We start from the raw sequence: 14,067 nt of genomic DNA, 5'->3' as shown, positions 1-14,067 counted from the left end.
GATTTACTTTGAAGCATTTTTTGTCGAACATATTCAATGGTTTTTATTATACACTAAAATCGTTTAAATCGTAAGGTATTTTAAATAACAAACTATTTCTCGTCGTTGTTATCGGGTGAACGCCGATTTTCAGGCGGTGAAAATCACTTGCCTAGTTTTCTTGGATTTGTCATCAAAATGAAAGGCACTGCTCTAGTTGCTATTGGTCCGGCAGAAATACAGCTAAATCACTGTAATGACAACGTTTCCAATTCCATTCGGGCCTGAAAGCAAACGAATAACGTGCTATAATCAAAAACGATTATTCAAAAATTCTGATTATATATAAAGCAACTTGTTAAGGAGGACCCCTGCACCATGTCATTGTCTAAAACTGAAGTCCGGGATTACCTGATAGGATTCGTTTTTGTCCTGTTGATGGTCACCACCGCCACCTTACTCGGCGACTACGAAATCATCCTACCCGAAATTGGCGCGTTAACGGCCGGCACCTGGATCTACCATAGTAGTAGTTGGATTGCGCAGCCATTTAAAATCTTCCTCGCCCCATCCGGCACCGCCGTGATTGGCTTTCTGGTCAATCAACTCGGCATCACCTACGCCGAAAAGGTCTACCTGACGCTATTGCTCATCTTACTGTTACTCAGCGTTTTACGTTCAACCCTAGCACCGTCCTTCGCGACTGGCCTGTTGCCCATCATTATCAACGCCACGCACTGGTCATTTATCGTGGCCATCCTGGTCTTCACGTTGTCGCTTACCGTGGGCGTCCTGTTGCAGGGCCACTACCGCGGCAAGCCAGCGGGCCAACCGCTCCACGTGTCCCACATGTTAGGCTTCACGCTGGTGGCTTCCGTCTGGGTCGCAGCAGTCTGGCTGGCCGGCTTCCCCCAAATGGCGGGGATTCCGCCGGTACTGGTCGTCTTCTTCGAGGTGTCCCAGATGCCAACCTATCCCGGCAAACTCGCCATCAAGCAGATCATTGCCCTGGCCGGCGCCGCAACCCTGGGCGTCCTGATTCACCTGGCCTTGGCCTCCTGGCTCCTAACCACGCTGATTGCGCTGCCGCTGGTCTTTGTCCTGCTGCAACTATTACGCATCAAGCTGCCAGCCGCCTACGCCTTTCCCTTACTAGCGTTGGTCTTACCGGCAAATATGTTCCACACGCTGCCCATCGCGGCCACGCTGGCGGCCTGCTTCTTCCTGGGGTCGGTCTTTGCCTTTCGCAAGGTCACGGCGATGCGGGGCCTGGCTTCGGAAAACGATTAAACTTGCAGTTCACAACGTTAATAGGTTGTGGGCCTTTTTCATTTACCAATCTTTTACTGAACCATCATCAGAGTTTTACACGACTCCCGTAAACTAGAGATTACTATTCTTCTACATAAAAGGAGTCTTCTTGTGTTAGATATTATTAAAGCCATTATTCTCGGTATCATCGAAGGGGTCACGGAGTTCCTACCAATCAGTTCCACCGGTCACCTGTACCTCGCCGACGAATTTATCAAATTAGACGAGCCCACCGCCTTCATTAATATGTTCATGGTGGTCATCCAACTAGGCGCCATTCTGGCCGTTTTGGTTCTCTACTTCACCAAGCTGAATCCTTGGGCCCGCAGTAAAAATCAACTGGAGCGTCACCAGACATGGACGCTCTGGGTCAAGGTCATCATCGCCGTTTTACCCTCGGTTATCATTGGCCTGCCGCTAAATGATTGGATGGATGCCCACCTGACCAGCTGGCAAGTCATCGCCACGACCTTAATTCTGTACGGTATTTTGTTTATCATCATTGAAAATTACAATCGGACTAAGACTCCCCGGTTTACTGACTTGAACCAATTGCCCCTCACCTTAGCCATTAGTATTGGCCTCTTTCAGGTGCTGGCCATGGTGCCCGGGACCTCTCGCTCAGGGGCCACCATCCTGGGCGCCATCTTGATTGGCGCCTCCCGCTACGTGGCCACCGAGTTTTCCTTTTTCCTAGCGATTCCGACCATGTTTGGCGCCTCCTCGTTGAAGGTCCTCAAATACTTCATTCATGGCAACACCTTTACCTACAGCCAGGTGATTGTCCTCCTGACCGGGGTCATCGTTTCCTATATCGTGGCCTACCTGTCGATCAAGTTCCTCCTGAGTTACATTAAAAACAACGACTTCAAGCCCTTCGGCTGGTACCGAATTGTCCTCGGAATCATCGTGATTGGCTATTTCGGATTAATCCGGTAGATTTTATTGACTGCTAATAAGTCTTCCTATTCACTATTGAAACATTTGTATAAATTCGGTTACATGCTTAGAGCCATCTAGGTTGAGAGGGTATCGTAACCCCTATGTATCCGGAGTTTACGTCATATAACTTTACTCGCTTGTGACGCCCTTTTAATTGCGTAGTAACACGATTGCAACATTCATCGCGTATCCTATAGGGTAGAGATTAACAAACGAGGAAGAGTGTTTAAAAAAATATGACTAAATTTAAAATCAAATTAGCTTCAATCTTATTAATTTTTGGCTTCTCATTCGGCATGATCGCCAATGTTGCCACTAGCTTCACTTCAGAACCTAGTGTGACCGCTGAAGCCGCTACACTGTCTGCTAACCAAAAGAAGCAAATCGCCCAAATCAACTCCGGCCTGTCCAAGAAGCAAAAGGCCGCCAAGAACTGGATTGCCTTCCGCGAATCCCGCTACAGCTACCGTGCGCGTAACGGTAACTGTTATGGTCGTTACCAATTATTGAAGTCTTACCTGCACGGTGACTTATCCGCCGTCAACCAAGAAAAGACTGCCAACAAGTACGTCGCTGGTCGTTACGGTTCTTGGACGAAAGCAAAGTCCTTCTGGCAACATCACCACTGGTACTAAACTAGATTTTAAGTTGCGACCGAACGCTTAAACCCGTTCGGTCGTTTTTTCTTGCCCAAATTTGTCATTCACCCCCGATTCCCCTACACTGAGAACTAAACGCTAATCTACGAAAGAATGATGATTTTGAAAAAATGGCTAATCGCCACTGGTGCCGTTGTCTTATTGTTGCTTGTTGGCGGCCTGGTTTGGACTCACCACACCCCTTCAAGCACACCAACCCCCACAACTAACTCTCAGTCGACTAAAAAGGTGGCTAAGCACACCACACCGCCGCTCACCCTAGCCGAATTGAAGGCCAGTCCCAAGCTCACCTACAGTTGTCTAATCTATTACGCCATCAAAGACACCAAGCTTCAGCGGTGGCAAGAGGTCAACGACTTTCAAGCCGGTTGGCAGGTTGAACACTTCGCCAAGAAGCACCCGACGCGCTACCTGGTCTGGTCAGGCATGAACATCACGTCCGCGGAAAAGAACCTGGCGCCCAACTGGTTTTCACTCAGCGGTGACAAGGTCACCTACGACAGTATGATTGTCCACTCCTTTCATAAGGATCAGACGGCCACCACGACCCTGTCGAAAGTTATCAAGCAACTCAACGCCGACCACGCCATGAAGAAAGTCCGGTCGATGCCCACGAAGATGACGGTTCTGAATCATCGCTAAACACAAACAACGAAAAAAATGGTTAACGCCCCAACCGGCATTAACCATTTTTTTCGTTCTTTTCACGTTCTAAGACACCCTCGGTTCCCACATCAATCAACGCTTCAATCCGGTCCAGCAGCATTAACAGCCAACCAAAGGCCAGAACGAACGCCATCATTTCAAACGCGGTCAGGGAAAAGTACCCAAATACCTGGAACAGTAGCGCCGCAACCACCAGGGCCACGCCGACACCATCTGACAGGTACAGGAAATCCTTGGTAATATCTGGCAAGAGCCAGCGCACGCCCACGATAAGCGCAATGATGAAGTACACCAGGAACACGGCAACTTGGTCGTGAAGCTCATGCGAGTTGGCATTGTTCGGAAAGACCCCGACCATCCCCAAATCCAGTGCGGTTAGCGTCAACAGTGTGCGTAACACCAACAACTGCCGCGACTTGGGGAAGACCTCATGGAGCCGAACAAAGAGGTAATCGATCAACGCAATCATCAATAGCGCCGAGAAAATCAGCGTGGCATTGAACTGCCACCCGCTCGCCGCCCCATTGGTTCCCAAGAAACTCAGGTTATGTTGCCACCAATATTTTTGGTTGTTCACGGCCATGGCAATGACCACGCCGCTAATAATCACCAGGATCAGCACGGTCGACAACACGCCGGCGTCCACCACCAGGGCAAAGTAGATCATCACCGAGTTGGTCACCACGCCAAAGGCAAACAGAATCAGACTAGCCGTCACCCGGCCGAAGCTTGCCCCCTTGAATAGGACGCCCAGCAGCCACATGCTTCCGGTCAGCGCCAATCCCAGAATCAGGGCGAAGGATAACACGATGACCGGGAAGTTTCGCCAGTAGATGTTTTGGCTAAAATGCGTGTGGGGATTCTTGCGGTCGCGAATAAAGAAGCCAGCGAACAAGAGCGTCCCCATGCTAACCCCCAACAAAATAATCATCGTCGCTAACGAGTAGTTGCCCACCAGTTTTACCGTATGAATACTTTGAAGCCGTAAAAATATATAGAATCCTAGGCTGACCACTAACGCCGTTAACACCGGCCACAGCAGCACCCGATTTTGAAATAATTGTTGCCGGGGTTCATTGAGTTGCACCACCAGCCGGTCCCGCTTGACCACCAATTTGACGGGCGTATCTTCCTTCAGATGCAGTTGGTCGCTGATTTCTGCGGGTATTTTTAAATGAAACTCTTTCTTTGTCATTTTTCCTCCAGGTCGTTCATATCACAATGAAGCCAATTATAACAAATTTTGTGACGGCCCGCCCCGCCATTCTGGTGAAGGACGTGATTAATTTATCCTGGAAGCCCAAAAGGAACCGACCCATTCACGGTCAGTTCCCTTTGATTAGTTATTAGTCGTCGGCGTGCACATCGTAAGCCGCTAACATCTGTTCAACGCCTGGGGCATCGGGGTCATGGTTCCCCTTGCCGGTATCCAAGGCTTCTAACTGCTTCATTTCATCGGCCGTTAAGGTGAAGTCAAAGATATCCAAATTACTCTTGATCCGGTCGGCATGCACGGACTTAGGAAAAACAATGACGCCGAGTTGGTTTTCAAACCGCAGGATGATTTGTCCCGCGTCCTTATGGTATTTTTCCGCCAATTTGGCAATCACTGGATTAGTTAGCAATGCTTGGTTTCCTTGGCCCAGGGGTGCCCAGGCTTCCAGTTTCACATCGTCGGCCGCCATGATTTCGCGGATGGCGTGCTGCTGGAATAGCGGGTTGAATTCAACCTGGTTGACGGCTGGCATAACCGTGAAGTCAGGCACAAAGTGGTTCCAGATTTTCGGTGTCATGTTGGAGACCCCAATTGAGCGAATCTTGCCCGCTTTTTGGGCTTCTTCCATGGCTTGCCAAGCGCCGACCACATCACCATAGGGTTGGTGAATCAAGTAAAGGTCTAAATAGTCCAGGCCCAACTTCTTCAGGGATAAATCGATGGCCTTCTTGGCTGGTTCATACCCGAAGTCTTGCAGCCAAAGCTTGCTGGTGACCCAAATTTGGTCACGCGGAATGCCGCTATCCTTAATCGCCCGGCCGACCTCAGCCTCGTTAAAGTAGGCCACAGCCGTGTCGATGTGGCGGTAACCGTCCTTGAGCGCTTCTGTCACGGCCTTGTAAGTGGACCCGTCGCTAGGAATTTGGAAAACGCCAAATCCAATTGCAGGAATCTCGTTATCATCATTTAATTTAATCGTTGGTGTCGTTGTCATATTAGCTTACTCCTTTAATTGTTTTAAACTGGAACCGAAAATTTGTTCAATCGTGACCGGGTCGCGGTGATCAAAGAACTGGCTTTCTTGCCGGTCCAACGTCGCCATCGTGGTCATTTCTGCTGGAGTCAATTCGAAATCAAAGACGGCGATATTTTCCGCCATGCGTTCTGCGTGAACGGACTTGGGAATCACCGTGATACCGCGCTGCAGGAGCCACCGCAAGATGACCTGACCCACCGTCTTGCCGTGTGCCTGGGCAATTGCGGCAATCGTTTCGTTGGTAAAGATGTCATGTTTGCCCTCAGCGAATGGCGCCCAGGCCTCGACGCGAACGTCCTCGCCCTGGTTAAACGCCACCTCAGTGGGTTGTTGGTACCACGGATTGACCTCAATCTGGTTAATGACCGGCTTCACGTTCATGGTCAGCTCCAGGTTCTTCAGCTGATCGGCGTAAAAGTTAGAGACCCCAATCGAGCGAATCTTGCCGGCCTGTTGGGCCTCTTCCAGTGCGCGCCAAGCCCCCATCGTGTCGCCATAAGGCTGGTGCAACAGGTATAAGTCCAAATAATCCAGGCCCAAACGCGCCAGTGAAGCATCGATGCCCTGTTTGGCCCGGTCGTAGGTGAAGTCAGACACCCACAGCTTCGAGGTCACAAAGATTTCGTCGCGGGGCACGCCACTGCGTTTGATGGCACGGCCAACGGCTTCTTCGTTCTGGTAAGCCGTCGCTGTATCCAGTAACCGGTAACCCGCTTGCAAAGCGGCCACCACGGCGTCCTCACATTCCTTCAAATCGGGAACCTGAAAGACCCCGAAGCCTAATTGTGGCATCTCATGACCATCGTTTAATTTAATTGTTGGGACATTTGTCATTTAACTCATCCTGCCTTTCGCTCAACTGATGAGATTACTATAGTCCCAAACCAATCCGTTGAAAATTACCAATAAGTTATGCTAGTATGCGGTTGATGTATACTAGTCTTTGATTTCGCCTCCGGGATGGTGAAAATAGACCGGGACGCGGTGGCTAGTCCGTTCCCGGCGGCGGGCTCAAAATGCCCTGCTGTGGGGCCGGTTCCAGCCAAAGGACGGGCTTCCACCTCAACTTTGCGCCTGAGAAACGGTCGCAAAGATTGTCCCATGGGCTAAGCTGAGTAAAAACCACTCAGCTAAGACCATCGACACAGCTGGTCACTTTGGCCCGCCTCTGGTCACTAACAACGGCTAGCCTATTTTCACCATCCTGTGGTACAGCCAAGTTTAAATTGCTAATTACCCTCTCAACGGCAACGACTGATTGGTCTATTTAACCTCAATCAGTCTTAACCACAAAATTCATTATAACCGCCACTCAACCAAATAGAAGAAGGCACTTCAAAGTACCTCCGCCCCCTGCTTCAAAATTCCTTTTACCCATCAAGGAGGTTCACCAATTTGTTAGACAATTACCTACTCCAAGAACTCGTCACCTTTGCCCAGACGGGAACACTGGCTAAGACCGCGGCTATGCTCAACGTGACGCAACCGACCGTGACCCGGGGCATGCAAAAGCTCGAGACCGACCTGGGCGTGCAGCTCTTCGACCGTCAACCCAACCGGATACGCCTGACCGCGACCGGGGAACTCGCCGCCCGGGAAGCCGCCAAGCTATTACAAGCCAATCAGGAGACCGCGGTCCGTATTCAAAATTTTGACCACAATCAACGCGTGCTTAAGGTGGCGGCCACTCTGCCCGGGCCCATGATTGTCCTGCAATCACTGACAGCCCAGCTCCCCGCTAGCCTCCAACTGGTCACGACCGTCACGCTTCCCGAACCAGCGCAAAGCCTTCGTAATCATGAGTACACGTTAGTTTTCACCAACCACCCGCTGGATGCCACCGACATCACCAGCAATTTGATTGGCCCGGAAAATTTAGCGATCCACCTCAACAAGTTTATGTACCAAGCCAATCAGTCCGCGGTCACCTTCGCGGATCTGGCCGGTCTGAGTTTCGTGGTGCCCGTCGACATCGGTCCCTGGCGCGCCATCATCCAGGACAACATCCCCGACGCCAAGTTTTTCTACCAAAAGGAACGGGAAGCCATGGCGGAGATTACCAAATTCTCCGACTTCCCCTACTTCGCCACCAACGTCTCGCCCTTCGATCCGACCCTGCCGCCACAAGCAACGGCCAATGACAACCGGCGACTCCTACCCATCAGTGATGCGGCGGCCCACATGGCCATTTACGCCAGCTATTTAACAGCCACTACGTCCCGGGTAACGCCCGTCATCACGACGCTGAAGGACGCCTGGCCTGAGGCGTGACCTGAAAGTACCACCCACCCGACAGAAAGATTGAAAAGTTCAGTTACTTTACATTCAAAAAGCAAACGCTTAAAATTCACTTAGATATGTTTAGGAGGTCACAAACTTATGAAAACCACCATGTTCATGGAACCTGGAAAAGTTCAAATTGAAGATATTGACAAACCAACGGTGCAAGCACCCGACGACGTGATTATTCACGTTGTCCGGACCTGCGTCTGTGGCTCCGACCTGTGGGCTTACCGCGGGCTTGAAGACAAGGAAAAGCACTCCGAAAACACCGGCCACGAAGCCATCGGGATCGTTGAAGAAGTTGGCAGTGACATCACGACCGTCCAACCCGGCGACTTTGTTATCGCCCCATTCACTCATGGTTGCGGCCACTGTGCAGCCTGCCGGGCCGGCTTTGACGGCGATTGCCAAAACCACACCGACAACTTCAGTAACGGTGTCCAAGCCGAATACATTCGTTTCCAACACGGCGAATGGGCCCTGGTCAAGATTCCTGGCAAGCCAGCCGACTACAGCGAAGAAATGCTGAAGTCCCTGCTGACCTTAGCCGACGTCATGGCTACCGGTTACCACGCCGCTCGCGTCGCTAACGTTTCCACCGGTGACACGGTTGTTGTCGTTGGTGACGGTGCCGTGGGTCTCTGTGGGGTCATCGCTGCTCAAATGCGCGGCGCTAAGCGGATCATCATCATGAGCCGTCACGAAGACCGGCAAAAGCTGGCCACTGAATTTGGTGCTACCGACATCATCGCTGAACGTGGTGACGACGCGGTTGCCAAGGTAATGGCCATGACTAACAATGCTGGTGCCGACGCCGTTCTCGAATGTGTCGGGACGGAACAGTCTAACGACACCGCTATGAAGGTCGGCCGTCCAGGCGCCATCGTTGGCCGGGTTGGCCTGCCACACGAACCAAAGATGGACATGAGCAGTTCCTTCTACAGCAACACCATCATCGCCGGGGGCCCCGCTTCCGTGACGACCTACGACAAGCAAACCTTGTTGAAGGCTGTTCTCGACGGCGACATCCATCCTGGGAAGGTCTTCACGAAGTCCTTCACCTTGGACGCCATTGACGATGCTTACCAAGCTATGACGAAGCGTGAGGCTATCAAGTCCCTCGTCGTTGTCGACTAAAAATAGATTGATCGTTTGTTTTCCGTTCCCGGCGGCGGGCTCAAAGTGCCCTGCTGTGGGGTCGGTTACAGCCAAAGAACGGGCTTCCACCTCAACTTTGAGCCTGAGAAACGGTCTCAAAGGTTGTCCCGTGGGCTAGGCTGGGAAAGTACCCCAGCCAAGACCACCGACACAGCTGGACACTTTGGCCCGCCTCTGGTCACTAACAATGATCATCTATTTTCAGTTTTTCGTATTAACAACGTCATTTAAAATTGATGTATTTCATATTAAAAAAGAAGGATTAAGCCAGCAACCTCGGCTTAATCCTTCTTTTCGTCTGGCTCTAACAACCACTCGTCTAATTCCTTGTCAGTCTTAATTTCTCGAACCCGGCCAGCGGCGATTTCCTGTTGAATCGCCACACTTAACGCTTTGGCCGCCTCAGTTTCAGGGTTTACGTGATGCTCATTTTGCTGATTAGCCATTACCGAATCACTCCTTGCAACACAGTATAACAGGTTCTTAGAAAATGATACCCTGCCGCAACTCACAAAAAGGACCCGAGAACATCAACGTTCTCGGGCCCTTACTATTTCACTAATCTTCTATTCTACTCTTTACTTCAAAACGCCGAAGCCACCGGTCCAGCCAATCTTTTTGCTGGCAGCCAAGGTCATTTGTAAGAAACCAAAGCTTTCGAGTTCACGGGCACGCTTCAATGAACCAGCGTCAACGAAGGCCACACCACTGTCGGTCAAGGCGTCGGCTAATTCTTGCTTAGCAGCGGCGTCATCCCCAGCGGCCATGACGGTCGTTTGGACTTGGTCGCTGACCTTGCGGCTTTGTAGCGTTGCGGCGAAGGTCGTGTTGAAGCCCTTAACCACCTTGGAATCTGGCAATAAGGCAGCGATTTGTGCAGCTGCGGAACTGTCAGCGGGAACAACTAATTCGTCCCAAGTGTCAAAGTTCAATGGGTTGGTAATGTCCACGACAACCTTGCCAGCTAAAGCGGCTTGGTTAGCTTTGGCAATGCTCAACGCAGCGTTGAATGGCACAGCCAAAACGACGATTGAACCCAAGTTTTCAACAGCGTCACCAGCGTCAATAAAACTAACCTGGTTCCCACCTTGTGTGAAGACGTCACCGATTGCTTGACCCATGTTACCCTTACCAAAAATTGTAATTGCTGCCATAATGCAGACCCCCTGATGTGTTTTTATATTTTGTATTATTTTTAAGTACACTTTTAAGATACGTCAATTAACGATTAAAGTCAATGAATTCGCTTAAATTAATTTAATCAAACGGTTTTACCTGATTTTTTCGCCAAAGTGTTATAGAATATAATACAGAATTGATTTGCACTTTTCATTTAATTACTGTCTGTATTTAAAGTAAAACAGCTCAACAATCCAATCTGTCACACTGGCCAACAGAAAAAACAAGGCAGCAAGAACCGGCGCCGACTCATTCGACGCCGCCACCACTGGTTCTGGGTTCAACCACCGTCAGCCGCAGGGCTGGGAAAACTGGGTCGGTCGTGGGAGTGACCAGAGGCGAGCCAAGGTTAAACCTCGTCAGATATAGCAGACCACCCCACAACCAACAGAAGAATCAAAGCAGCAAGAACTGGCGCCGACTCATTTGACGCCGCCACTGCTGGTTCTGGGTTCAACCAGTGTCAGCCGCAGGGCTGGTGAAAATGGGCTCAGCCGTGGGAGTTGCCTTAGCGGGTCTCCCGCTTAGGCAACTGCTATCTTTGAGACTCGCTTCTCAGAGGCTCAAAGTAAGTCTGGAGACCGCCCTTTGGCTCCAGACGTGCGCCCACAGCGCCACGGCCCATTTTCACCAGCCCGGAGGCGCTGCCAAGAACTAACGTTGAACCCAGGCCCAAAACCAATGTAACCAAAAAATAAAGGAGGCGCCAAAAAACATGGCGAACACGCAGTTCAGTGACACCATCCACGTCCTAGTCTACATCGCCTACTTCAAAGGCAAAAAAATGACCAGCCAAGAAATTGCCAGCAGTCTAGAAACCTCCCCCAGCCTCATCCGTAAGATCATGGCCAATTTAAAACACCACGACCTCTTAGCGCCAACGCATGGACCGACCCAACTGGCGCTCGCCCGCGAACCGGCGGCCATCACGCTGCGGGACATCTACGCGACACTGCCCAACCAGGCACCCCTGCTCAACGTGGACACCCACACCTCGCAGAACTGTCCAGTCGGTCAGACCGTCCCAAAGGTTTTAACCAACTACTACCAAGAGATTCAGGCCGCTGCGGAGGCCAAGATGGCCAAGATCACGCTGCAGGACGTCCTCAATGACGTCACGCTGATGCAACGACTCACCACCGAGTAACTTATTCAAATTGCCGACTAATTGCGCTCGCAGCCAATTAGCCGGCAATTTTTGTCTCCCCTGTATCATGCGAAGTGCTGCGCCACATTTTACCAGCAAACACACCCCACGTTTTGCAGTTGGTGTAGTCACCACGCTAAGCTTAGCCTTCTCATAACTGTCACTACCCAATCCCTGTTACCATACAGTTGCCACCGGAGGAGAGCGACACTTATTTAACCCTAACTTGGTTCCCGTGACCAACCATTGCCGGCCAACCCCCGCAAACAGCCCTCTGTCACCCCAGTGCGACCGGCACCGTTGGCCACCCAACCAAGTCGGTACTTTGCTTAGTCAAACTTGGGTCTAACCCAGATTGGAGGAGAAAATTATGCGTGTTCTAAAATTACTGAGTGGCGTTGGCAGTACTGTGGCCGTCGCCGCAACCGTGCTGGCCTTGAATCCGTTAGTCGCTGGCGCCGCTGGTCCTGGGACCGCAACCAGTAACTTGACCAACGTTTCCAGTGGCTACGTTGCGGACAGCACCGGCAATGCCGAAGCCACGTCCAACGCGGAATTTACGGTGACCCCCGGGACGTTGAGTCTGAACCAGGTACCTAACATCATGTTAGGCACCGTCAGTGTTAAAGACATCGCCACGGCTAACACCACGGTTCCGGTCACCAGTGGGGCACCCACTAGTGGAACCGCTTACGACGGCAACAATACCGGTACCCTGAACGTGACTGACTTCCGTGGCAACAACGCCGGCTGGTCACTTTCCGTGGGGTTAAGTCCCTTTACCTCGGGCAAATCGACCATTACCAACGCGACGTTGAACTTGAATCAGACGCCGGGCACCCTCGACAACAGTGCCACCGCTGCGCCAAGCAGTCTGAAATTAACGCAGTCCGCCGTCACCAACGGCTGGATCAGCAGTCCACAAACCTTGTGGAACGCGTCCGCTGAAACGGGTGAAGGCAACAACAGCGCCACGACCGCTACGAGCAGTAACTTACTGGTCGATCAGCAACCCACCATTGTCGCTGGGACTTACGACGCGACGCTTTACTGGGCCTTACAAAATGCCCCAGCAACCACCACGCCTGCCCAATAGCCACGTACCAGTCATTTGTCAGTTAAATAGTCTGGGATTAGACGCCGTTTGACTGTACAGCCGCATGGCGTCTAATACCCGTAGGTCCGGGTTTAACTAGCACTGAACGTTAGCTAAACCCGATACTTACCGCAACCGGTTAATCTAACTAACCATCTGCGTCGCGATTGGCGCCGGCTTCTGACTACTTTTTGTCTTAGTTACTCAAGCAGAATCCCCCTAACCGCCTAAACAGTTAAGGTCACCTCACTAAGACGTTTCCCCGCCAACGGCTGCGGTTCACTGATCAAGGAAGGTCGTGCTGAAATGAAATTCAAATGGCTTTACCCCCTCCTCGCCGCCAGCCTGCTCCTGACGGGGGGACTGGCTGGTGCCGTACCCGCCTCCGCCGCCAAGGTGCCCGCCAATTTTGCGGCGACCCCCCTGTTGCCTAAAAATCAGATTTCGACGAAGGCGGGCTACTTCGATCTCAAGGTCACGCCCGGAGCGACCCAGGTGCTGAAGCTGTCGGTAACGAACCCCAGCAACACCACCCGGACACTCCAGGTGATTCCGGTCAACGCCACTACTGCCGACAGTGGCAACGCTGTTTACATTCCGTCCAAACGGACCGATGCCTCGGCCCAGACCACATTTACCAAGATGACGTCGGGGCCCGTCAGCATCACACTGGCCCCACGCCAAGGGAAGACGGTCACCTTTCATACCCAGATTCCCACGGCCGGCTTCTCCGGTGAGGTGCTCGGCGGCCTGTTCGTGACCGACCCGCACGCCACCAAGGCGCAAACGGAAAACGGCGACGCCTCCGACTTCCGGCTGAACAACCGCTACGCCGAGGTCACCGCCGTGGCGCTCCAGTGTCAGCCCAATCAGACCTTCCGCACCCAGTTGAAACTAGCCGGTGTCGGCGTGCGGCAGCCGAACACCCATCCAACGGCGTTCGCCCGCATCCGTAATCTGACACCCGCCCTATTTGGCCGGATGGATATTGCGGCCCGCGTCATGCAAAATAGCACGGGCAAGCAGATTGCCACGGAGAACCTCCACAACGGTTCCATGGCGCCCAATAGCTGGTTCGACTACCAGGTCGGCCTCGGCAGTAAAAAACTATCGGCCGGCAAGTACACGTTGAAGCTCCACGTCACCAGTGGCAAACGCACGTGGAATTTTAGCGGCACGTTTACCCTGACCCGAAAACAAATCGCGGAGCACAATTCCGTGATCAAATCCGATGAGCAACCGGCCTACTGGTGGCTCTGGTTATTACTTTTCTTATTCCTATCCTTATTGTTGATCATTGGCGCCTACCTGCTAGGCAAACGGCGGTCACGCGACGATGATTCAGATGATTCAGACGATTCGCAGTCAACAAACGATACGCACGCGTAAGACATG

General features: G+C 51.9%; 14 protein-coding genes. 9 read left to right on the top strand and 5 right to left on the bottom strand.

Annotated features, from left to right (window positions below; all coding sequences use genetic code 11):
• Positions 1 to 357: 357 nt before the first annotated feature.
• The 4 genes from ACEPST_RS07960 to ACEPST_RS07945 all read left to right on the top strand — a co-directional run bounded on the left by ACEPST_RS07960 (position 358) and on the right by ACEPST_RS07945 (position 3,533).
• On the top strand, positions 358 to 1,269 hold the full coding sequence (locus tag ACEPST_RS07960; RefSeq protein ID WP_204121220.1) for a hypothetical protein: 912 nt from the start codon (positions 358 to 360) through the stop codon (positions 1,267 to 1,269).
• Between the two features lie 132 nt (positions 1,270 to 1,401).
• Positions 1,402 to 2,229, top strand: a complete 828-nt coding sequence (locus tag ACEPST_RS07955) for an undecaprenyl-diphosphate phosphatase (protein WP_204121221.1) — start codon at positions 1,402 to 1,404, stop codon at positions 2,227 to 2,229.
• Between the two features lie 239 nt (positions 2,230 to 2,468).
• Entirely contained in the window at positions 2,469 to 2,867 is a 399-nt protein-coding gene (locus ACEPST_RS07950; RefSeq protein ID WP_203639757.1) for a transglycosylase, read from the top strand.
• A gap of 126 nt (positions 2,868 to 2,993) precedes the next feature.
• Complete coding sequence (locus tag ACEPST_RS07945) at positions 2,994 to 3,533, top strand: hypothetical protein (RefSeq protein WP_204121222.1); 540 nt, start codon at positions 2,994 to 2,996, stop codon at positions 3,531 to 3,533.
• Positions 3,534 to 3,573: 40 nt separating this feature from the next.
• Here ACEPST_RS07945 and ACEPST_RS07940 read toward each other — a convergent pair whose 3' ends face one another.
• The 3 genes from ACEPST_RS07940 to ACEPST_RS07930 form a co-directional block, all read right to left on the bottom strand.
• A complete protein-coding gene (locus ACEPST_RS07940; protein ID WP_204121223.1) occupies positions 3,574 to 4,752 on the bottom strand; it encodes a DUF998 domain-containing protein in 1,179 nt (392 codons plus the stop codon).
• A gap of 151 nt (positions 4,753 to 4,903) precedes the next feature.
• Entirely contained in the window at positions 4,904 to 5,767 is an 864-nt protein-coding gene (locus ACEPST_RS07935) for an aldo/keto reductase (protein ID WP_204121224.1), read from the bottom strand.
• A gap of 6 nt (positions 5,768 to 5,773) precedes the next feature.
• Positions 5,774 to 6,643: an aldo/keto reductase gene (locus ACEPST_RS07930; RefSeq protein WP_204121225.1), complete on the bottom strand. Its 870-nt coding sequence runs from the start codon at positions 6,641 to 6,643 to the stop codon at positions 5,774 to 5,776.
• A gap of 561 nt (positions 6,644 to 7,204) precedes the next feature.
• Here ACEPST_RS07930 and ACEPST_RS07925 point away from each other — a divergent pair.
• Positions 7,205 to 8,080, top strand: a complete 876-nt coding sequence (locus ACEPST_RS07925) for a LysR family transcriptional regulator (RefSeq protein WP_204121226.1) — start codon at positions 7,205 to 7,207, stop codon at positions 8,078 to 8,080.
• Positions 8,081 to 8,188: 108 nt separating this feature from the next.
• Entirely contained in the window at positions 8,189 to 9,229 is a 1,041-nt protein-coding gene (locus ACEPST_RS07920; RefSeq protein ID WP_204121227.1) for an alcohol dehydrogenase catalytic domain-containing protein, read from the top strand.
• A gap of 302 nt (positions 9,230 to 9,531) precedes the next feature.
• Here ACEPST_RS07920 and ACEPST_RS07915 read toward each other — a convergent pair whose 3' ends face one another.
• Positions 9,532 to 9,696 (bottom strand): hypothetical protein, encoded by a 165-nt coding sequence (locus ACEPST_RS07915; RefSeq protein WP_204121228.1) that lies wholly within the window; start codon positions 9,694 to 9,696, stop codon positions 9,532 to 9,534.
• Between the two features lie 132 nt (positions 9,697 to 9,828).
• Positions 9,829 to 10,404 (bottom strand): NADPH-dependent F420 reductase, encoded by a 576-nt coding sequence (locus ACEPST_RS07910; protein WP_395390643.1) that lies wholly within the window; start codon positions 10,402 to 10,404, stop codon positions 9,829 to 9,831.
• A gap of 740 nt (positions 10,405 to 11,144) precedes the next feature.
• Here ACEPST_RS07910 and ACEPST_RS07905 point away from each other — a divergent pair.
• The 3 genes from ACEPST_RS07905 to ACEPST_RS07895 all read left to right on the top strand — a co-directional run bounded on the left by ACEPST_RS07905 (position 11,145) and on the right by ACEPST_RS07895 (position 14,061).
• A complete protein-coding gene (locus tag ACEPST_RS07905; protein ID WP_204121230.1) occupies positions 11,145 to 11,576 on the top strand; it encodes an Rrf2 family transcriptional regulator in 432 nt (143 codons plus the stop codon).
• Positions 11,577 to 11,946: 370 nt separating this feature from the next.
• Positions 11,947 to 12,672, top strand: a complete 726-nt coding sequence (locus tag ACEPST_RS07900; RefSeq protein WP_204121231.1) for a WxL domain-containing protein — start codon at positions 11,947 to 11,949, stop codon at positions 12,670 to 12,672.
• 306 nt (positions 12,673 to 12,978) lie between these two features.
• Positions 12,979 to 14,061 carry a DUF916 and DUF3324 domain-containing protein gene (locus ACEPST_RS07895; RefSeq protein ID WP_204121232.1) on the top strand — a complete coding sequence of 361 codons (1,083 nt, stop codon included), beginning with the start codon at positions 12,979 to 12,981 and terminating at the stop codon, positions 14,059 to 14,061.
• The last annotated feature ends 6 nt before the right edge of the window (positions 14,062 to 14,067 follow it).

It is taken from the genome of Levilactobacillus sp. FUA 3915 (assembly GCF_044053135.1).
In the GTDB taxonomy this organism is placed as follows: Bacteria; Bacillota; Bacilli; order Lactobacillales; family Lactobacillaceae; genus Levilactobacillus; species Levilactobacillus lanxiensis.
This window is presented reverse-complemented; position numbering and strand designations above follow the sequence as displayed.

Coding starts and splice junctions, on each gene's coding strand:
- ACEPST_RS07950 (WP_203639757.1), top strand. CDS start 2,469: ATGACTAAATTTAAAATCAAATTAGCTTCAATCTTATTAATTTTTGGC.
- ACEPST_RS07905 (WP_204121230.1), top strand. CDS start 11,145: ATGGCGAACACGCAGTTCAGTGACACCATCCACGTCCTAGTCTACATC.
- ACEPST_RS07920 (WP_204121227.1), top strand. CDS start 8,189: ATGAAAACCACCATGTTCATGGAACCTGGAAAAGTTCAAATTGAAGAT.
- ACEPST_RS07910 (WP_395390643.1), bottom strand. CDS start 10,404: ATGGCAGCAATTACAATTTTTGGTAAGGGTAACATGGGTCAAGCAATC.
- ACEPST_RS07895 (WP_204121232.1), top strand. CDS start 12,979: ATGAAATTCAAATGGCTTTACCCCCTCCTCGCCGCCAGCCTGCTCCTG.
- ACEPST_RS07915 (WP_204121228.1), bottom strand. CDS start 9,696: ATGGCTAATCAGCAAAATGAGCATCACGTAAACCCTGAAACTGAGGCG.
- ACEPST_RS07935 (WP_204121224.1), bottom strand. CDS start 5,767: ATGACAACGACACCAACGATTAAATTAAATGATGATAACGAGATTCCT.
- ACEPST_RS07900 (WP_204121231.1), top strand. CDS start 11,947: ATGCGTGTTCTAAAATTACTGAGTGGCGTTGGCAGTACTGTGGCCGTC.
- ACEPST_RS07940 (WP_204121223.1), bottom strand. CDS start 4,752: ATGACAAAGAAAGAGTTTCATTTAAAAATACCCGCAGAAATCAGCGAC.
- ACEPST_RS07930 (WP_204121225.1), bottom strand. CDS start 6,643: ATGACAAATGTCCCAACAATTAAATTAAACGATGGTCATGAGATGCCA.
- ACEPST_RS07960 (WP_204121220.1), top strand. CDS start 358: ATGTCATTGTCTAAAACTGAAGTCCGGGATTACCTGATAGGATTCGTT.